General features: G+C 25.1%; 10 protein-coding genes. 3 read left to right on the forward strand and 7 right to left on the reverse strand.

Features of this window, described 5'->3' with window-relative positions; translation table 11 throughout:
* Positions 1-290, forward strand: a 290-nt coding sequence (locus Q1K13_RS05435; RefSeq protein ID WP_300348283.1) for an IS30 family transposase, incomplete at its 5' end; no start/stop codon positions are given.
* On the opposite strand, the gene Q1K13_RS05440 is transcribed toward Q1K13_RS05435, so the two are convergent.
* A complete protein-coding gene (locus Q1K13_RS05440; RefSeq protein WP_300348302.1) occupies positions 186-554 on the reverse strand; it encodes a hypothetical protein in 369 nt (122 codons plus the stop codon). The genes Q1K13_RS05435 and Q1K13_RS05440 overlap by 105 nt on opposite strands.
* A gap of 91 nt (positions 555-645) precedes the next feature.
* Between Q1K13_RS05440 and Q1K13_RS05445 the strand changes: the two genes are divergently transcribed.
* Positions 646-765 (forward strand): helix-turn-helix domain-containing protein, encoded by a 120-nt coding sequence (locus Q1K13_RS05445; RefSeq protein ID WP_300348300.1) that lies wholly within the window; start codon positions 646-648, stop codon positions 763-765.
* Positions 766-865: 100 nt separating this feature from the next.
* Positions 866-1,738: a hypothetical protein gene (locus Q1K13_RS05450; RefSeq protein ID WP_300348285.1), complete on the forward strand. Its 873-nt coding sequence runs from the start codon at positions 866-868 to the stop codon at positions 1,736-1,738.
* A gap of 207 nt (positions 1,739-1,945) precedes the next feature.
* On the opposite strand, the gene Q1K13_RS05455 is transcribed toward Q1K13_RS05450, so the two are convergent.
* The 6 genes from Q1K13_RS05455 to Q1K13_RS05480 form a co-directional block, all read right to left on the reverse strand.
* On the reverse strand, positions 1,946-2,140 hold the full coding sequence (locus Q1K13_RS05455; protein WP_300348287.1) for a hypothetical protein: 195 nt from the start codon (positions 2,138-2,140) through the stop codon (positions 1,946-1,948).
* A 61-nt stretch (positions 2,141-2,201) separates the two neighbouring features.
* Complete coding sequence (locus Q1K13_RS05460; protein WP_300348289.1) at positions 2,202-2,510, reverse strand: hypothetical protein; 309 nt, start codon at positions 2,508-2,510, stop codon at positions 2,202-2,204.
* Positions 2,511-3,198: 688 nt separating this feature from the next.
* Positions 3,199-3,747, reverse strand: a complete 549-nt coding sequence (locus Q1K13_RS05465; RefSeq protein ID WP_300348291.1) for a hypothetical protein — start codon at positions 3,745-3,747, stop codon at positions 3,199-3,201.
* An 807-nt stretch (positions 3,748-4,554) separates the two neighbouring features.
* On the reverse strand, positions 4,555-5,037 hold the full coding sequence (locus Q1K13_RS05470) for a tyrosine-type recombinase/integrase (protein WP_300348293.1): 483 nt from the start codon (positions 5,035-5,037) through the stop codon (positions 4,555-4,557).
* 43 nt (positions 5,038-5,080) lie between these two features.
* On the reverse strand, positions 5,081-5,506 hold the full coding sequence (locus Q1K13_RS05475) for a phage integrase SAM-like domain-containing protein (protein ID WP_300348296.1): 426 nt from the start codon (positions 5,504-5,506) through the stop codon (positions 5,081-5,083).
* 129 nt (positions 5,507-5,635) lie between these two features.
* Positions 5,636-5,863, reverse strand: a 228-nt coding sequence (locus tag Q1K13_RS05480; protein ID WP_300348298.1) for a GGGtGRT protein, incomplete at its 5' end; no start/stop codon positions are given.

Below are 5,863 nucleotides of genomic sequence, written 5' to 3' on the forward strand. Positions count from 1 at the left end.
AAGTATTTAAGAGTATAACTGCTGATAATGGCTCTGAATTTGCTGATTTATCAGAATTTGAACTAAAAACAAAAACTAAAGTGTATTTCACTCACCCATATTCTTCATTTGAAAAAGGTACAAATGATCGTCATAATGGACTGATTAGGCGTTTTATCCCGAAAGGAAAACGAATTTCAGATTACTCACTTGAAACTATATCTTTCATAGAAAATTGGATGAATACTCTTCCTACTATGTGCTTGTTCTCCCCAGCATATACATCGTTCTTTCATATCATCATCTTTTAATATGTCTAGAATTTCTTTAAATAATATAATTTTTGATATTATTTCTTCTCCTTCTTCAACTATTTTTATTAAATTATTATTCATGTGATCTATCAATCTAATTGCAAAATCTAAATCAAAATTTATAATTTCTTCTTCTGTTTTAATAAAATAATAATATAAATGATAATCGTAACATGTTAGTTCTTGAACTCCTATCTTAACTACAACTAAATTATCCCCATTTAAATCCTTATAAAATTCCTTAACTATACCCTTCTGCATTTTATAGTCTGAAAATTTATTATTTACAACAAGCTTATCTCCTTTTTAATATTTTGCATATTATTATCAACTGGTATAATCAAAAAACACAATTAGTGCATATTATAATGAATCTAATAAACATATAGTAAAAGAACATTTAGATTTAATCTGTAAGACTCTTGAAGTTAAAGTAGAAGACATTGTTGAGGTTGTAGAAGATGAGTATTAATAACCTCCCAAAATAGGCTCTAGTCTTTTTTTAAGGATAGATTTTGTTTTTTTATTAACTAAATTTTAAAATTTAGTTAATAAATTAAGGAGGTACTCTAATGAAAAAATTACTAATATTAACTTTAACATTTATAATAACTACATCTTCTTTTATCGGGTGTAATAATACACAACCTAATGAACCTACTAAACAAACATCTGAAGATTCTAGCACTAATAAACAAGAAGTAAAAGAAACCCCTGAACAAACTGTAGAAAAAGCTAACAATGATCCTAAAAAAGTAGATTCTGAACAATCAAAACAGACTGAAGCAACCACACCTAAAAAAACTAAAAATCAAACCTCAAATGCAGATAATCAATCAAGTAAAAATAATACTGAATCTAAAACTAAAGAAACTTCTAATAATACTTTAAAATTTTTAGGTAATTATTCCAAAGATAAGTTGTATATTGACTCTAAAAATAATTTATATGGTTTTATAGTTAGAGATTTAAAAATTAAAAAGCCTAATATAGATAATTTTAAATACAATGAAGTAATAGCTACCTACGGAAAAATCAAATATCCTAACTTCTTAAAATTAAATAATAAATTTATTCCTGTTAATTTCGCTGGATTTCAATTTACAGATTCTACTAATCTAATTAAATTTGAATTTAATTGTGATGAATCTTACATTGATCCTGAAACCAATAAAAGCTATTCAGTAGATTATATATATAAAATTTTAACAGATACATCTATAAATTCTAAATGCAAAATAACATATAAAGCTAAAGGGAAAGATTGGGTTTGTGTATCATCAGAAGGAAATGGTATTATTACATGTTATTTCGTTAAACTTAAAAAAGACATGAATACATCTTTTAGTTATACTTACCCTAAAAAATACGAAAAACTATTTAATCCTATAATACAACAATCTTACAACTCTTTTAAAACAGATGACATAGTTAAAAACAATTAATACTTATATAGCAATTAATTACGGTTCTAGCTTTTTATTTTTTATATCTTCTTAATACGCATTCCTTGGTAGTTAAATAGCTCTAATTTTAATTATTTTGCTTTAGTTAATAAATTATTAAGTCTAATACAAAAATAAAGCGTTCTATGAGCCTTATATTTATATATGTAAGGATGTCGTGTTTCACGACTCCCTTACAATTATTTACTACAATAATAATTGCAATATTAAATTATTATGTGAATCTACAACAAATCTTTCTACTATAAAATATCTACAATATTTATCACCATATGTATTTCTATGTTCTAAAAAAGTATTTACACTCATTAAGCTATTTCTAAGTTCTTCATCATAATCTTTTTCTATATTTTCTACTCCATCTTCTGAAATAAAAAACACCTTATCTCTTTTATTTATAAAATCTTCACTAAATTTTTTAATATATTATCAGACTTATTCATTAATAAATACTCCCTCTGTTTTTAATTACATTTTCAACATACTCTGAAATTTTTTCATTCTTCAATACTTCTAAATCTTTATCCCCAACTACTATTAAAGGTGAAACTGCTCTATAAATTCCATCTTCATTTATAATTCTAAATCTATATTTTTTATATCTATAAATTTCAATAAATTCAGAACTATTTTTTTCATCATTCCTTGTATCTATTTTAGTATCTCTCTCATCTAAAGCTTTTTTACGGTCATTTAAATGTTTTCTTTGCATTACTGAACTTATATTATTCCCTTTTATAGGAAAACTCATTTTTCTCTTCCTCCCATAATTTACTATAATTATATTTTAACAAATTATGTATAAACAGTAAATGAGACTGTTTTAGGACTTTTAGATTCATTAAGGAGTAATTTAGGAACAATTTTAGGAAAATGTAACTTCAAGTACAGTATCAGTATTTTATCTTTAAACTCTCGGTATTTTATCTTTTTTATTTAAATTAATTCTAAGAATGGCTTTATTACTAGGTTTTAAAAATACTAAAAAGATAATTATAGATAAAGTACCGAGTTATTGTACTTCAATTTACATTATCTATTTTTCTCCATAATAAAAGAGCCTAGAATAATATAGACTCCTTGTTAGTTATTTGGTTTATTTAGTTATTTTCTTTTTTATATTCAGTAAGAATATTTATTTCTTCCTCTGTTTTAATATACATTTCGCATAATTTTTTGTTTTTATTTAAAACTTCTTTTATCTTCTATAAATATTGAATTGTTTTTTATAAAAATATTAGCATTTTCACTATCAGCAACCATTTCTAATATACTTTTAAAATCCTCCAAATGTTTTGTGGTTAAATTTTTATTTTCAACAATTTTATCTAATCCAGCTAATAATACGATTTGTTCACCTAATCCATAAGTATATATATATCGCTTGGGATCAATTGAGTTATATTAAATAGTATTTTTCCATCAAATAACAACGATTTTTAGTATAAATCTAAAATTTCTTGATAAAAAATCCATTGTTTACTTTCTATATTTCCACCTTGTATAGGGTTATATTCCTTAAATACTGTTGCTATATTATTATCCTTTTGAATATAATTCATATAAAATACAGCTAATATTAAACATTGTCTATAAGTTAATTTTTCAAATACTTTTAATAAAAATTTAAACTCATCAGCATCTAAATAGTCAACAAATCCAACATTATCTAACATATTTCCATAAAAAATTTGTTTCATTTCTTGTGATTCTCTCTGACTAGCTACTACTATTGATTCAAAAACTTCTTCTGCATCTGTTTCCCCATTAGGTTTCTCTTTGAAGAAACCATCTTCTTGTAACTTATCTCCATTATTTATGCGTTCAGCTATTCTTTCTATAGAACTAGTCATACAATTTTCAATCCTTTTCTTTTCCCATTCGGTCAATTGACAAGGGTCTATTTTCTCAGCTAATGATTGTATGCTTTTACCCCAAACGGTTTTAGCCACCGCTCCATATATACCTGTTGAATCTGATAGTGCCATATTAACAGCAAAAGTAATTCCTTCACCTACATATTCTTGAGTGTTATCTATTGTTTTTTTATATTTTTCTTAATTTTTATTTAACTCTTATCTATAACCCTCTTTCTTTAATATTATACCATTATTCCCCACTTTGATTAAACAAAATATTTTAATGATATATAAACTTGACTTTTTAGTGCCAAAGGCGTTATACTTCTCGCTTATCCTCAAAATGTATATAGTTATCCTGTCGACCATTAAAAAATCAATAAGACAACTATATTACCAACTCTTATACTTCTGTATTTAGAGCCTCGCCACTTTAAACCTATGGTCTTGGTAATAATACATTAGTAATTAGTATTTCAACTAATTCATACATCAAATAAGAATTGTACCCCTACTTGTCCAATATTTCTATTGTTCTGTATGTCTCTTTATTTGTAGTAATTTAAATTGCTACTGGTACTCCTCAAACCGTTCTATTTTGTCATAGTAAATATTGTTTACCTTAGACTTAACATCTTCAACAAAGTTTCACTAAGACTTAAGTCATACTTTATAAATGTATATTATAAAAGTAACCGAATAAACTTTCTGTATTGGCTCTATTATACCTACTATCTTATTTATAGAAGTTGCATAGTACATAACAACTCAACCTATACTTAATTTAGGGTATAGGAAATAAATCCTTGCACACATAATTTTTTTGAAATATAATAATATTATTGGTTTATTGTTATATTTATTTATGAGATATGCAAAGTTTATAAAACTATATTTAGTTTTGATAAGAGTCAGGTGAGATGGACTCTTATTTTTTTATCTTTTTTTACTTTTAGGCATTCTTATAAAATCTTGATTAAATTCCTCAAGTATATTAAAATCATTCATTTCTTTCTTTATATCTGATATTAAAATATTTATATAATTTTCTGTAATAGCTAAACTAGAATGTCCTAATACCTTTTGTAAAACAGCTAATGATTTATTTTCTAAAACCCACTTTTTCGCAAATGTATGTCTAAATTTATGAATTGAGGTTTTTTCTACCCCTCTATTTTGGTTATAGTTATATATTGCAGATATCATAGTAGACTTTGTAAGTTGTTTTCCATAAACATTACAAAATAAATAATCATCTATATTTTTAAATTGTCTAACTTTTAGATACTGTTTTAATGTTTTAATCATGGTTTGGTTTAAAGGTATTATTAATTGTTTTCTATTTTTTGTATGTGTTATATTAACAACATCATTATCAAAATCTAAATCTCTAATTTTTATATTTATTAAGCTAGACAATCTTATTCCTGTACTCAACAACATACATACAATACAATAGTTCCTATATTCTGCAAATGTACATTTTTTTTAAGTTAGGCTTAACCAATAACTTTCTTAATTCATCATCTGTATAAGTTTCTATTGCAACTCTATCAACTTTAGGTAATGTTATTTTAAAACTTTTCATATAATCCATTTTCATGAAGAAATAAAGAATTGTTTTTAAATCTCTTGTATATGTGTGTAAAGTTTGATCTCCTATGTTTTTATTTTTCTTACATTCAACAATAAAATTATCAACTACTTTTTTATTTATATTTTTAATTAAAATATCTTCATCAAGATATTTAATAATTGATATATAAGATTCTTGATAATATTTGATGGTACCTTCCCGTAAATTTCTGACTTTACAATTATAAATAAATTCACTAAATCCATCTTTGAACTTCAAATCATTTTTCAAGTTAATTTTTAACTTTTTCATATACTCACATCTAAAAAAGGACGTAAAAAAAATACACGTCATGCAAATGTTAATTTTACATAACGTGTACTCATTATTATTTAAAGACTTATAATAGATTCTAATCTTCGCAAAGCATTGGTATATCTATTATTTGTTCATTCCTTCTTCAACAGCAACAGCAACAGCAACAGTAGCTCCAACCATTGGGTTGTTACCCATTCCGATTAATCCCATCATTTCAACGTGAGCTGGAACTGATGATGATCCTGCGAATTGTGCATCTGAGTGCATTCTTCCCATAGTATCAGTCATACCGTATGAAGCTGGACCAGCAGCCATGTTATCTGGGTGAAGAGTTCTTCCTGTACCACCACC

Source organism: Clostridium sp. (genome assembly GCF_029267215.1).
Taxonomy (GTDB): Bacteria; Bacillota; Clostridia; order Clostridiales; family Clostridiaceae; genus Sarcina.